This window comes from Streptomyces sp. SID12501, from assembly GCF_010550245.1.
GTDB lineage: Bacteria > Actinomycetota > Actinomycetes > Streptomycetales > Streptomycetaceae > Streptomyces.
Genome location: NZ_JAAGLU010000401.1, coordinates 1 through 529, shown reverse-complemented (window position 1 = coordinate 529; position 529 = coordinate 1). Strand labels below are relative to the sequence as shown.

Annotated in this window: 2 pseudogenes; both read left to right on the top strand. The window is 72.2% G+C overall.

The features are described from left to right. Window positions 1-187, top strand: a pseudogene (locus tag G3I71_RS46455) (cystathionine beta-lyase); the annotation flags it as partial. Next, window positions 184-529: pseudogene (locus G3I71_RS46450) on the top strand (hypothetical protein); the annotation flags it as partial. The pseudogenes G3I71_RS46455 and G3I71_RS46450, both read left to right, overlap by 4 nt.

Below are 529 nucleotides of genomic sequence, written 5' to 3'. Positions count from 1 at the left end.
CGACGCGACGCTCACGCCGGACGAGAAGCGCGACATCATCGCGTACCTCGACCTGCAGGGCGACGAGGCACCCGGCGGCATCGGCCTCGGGAGCCTCGGCCCCGTCAGCGAGGGCCTGTGGGCCTGGGTCGTCGGCATGGGTCTGCTCATCGGAGCAGCAGTCTGGATCGGAGCGAGGTCCTCGTGAGCACCACCCACGACCACGGCCACGACGAGCTCGAGCCCCGCGACACCGCGGGCTCCGACCTCGCGCTGCGCCAGGGCGACGACGCGGTCGACAAGTTCGAGAACCCGGGCTTCGGCCCGCACCGCCCGCGCCGCTCGGACGTCGAGCCCGAGGCGAACAAGCGTGCCGAGCGCCAGGTCGTCGCGCTCTTCACGATCTCGATCCTCGGCACGATCGGCTTCGTCGCCGCGTACTTCGCGCTGCCCCCGGGCGAGACCATCGCCTCGATGCGCGTCTCCAACCTCGCGCTCGGGCTCGGGCTCGCGTTCGCGCTCCTCGGCATCGGACTCGCGGCCGTCCACT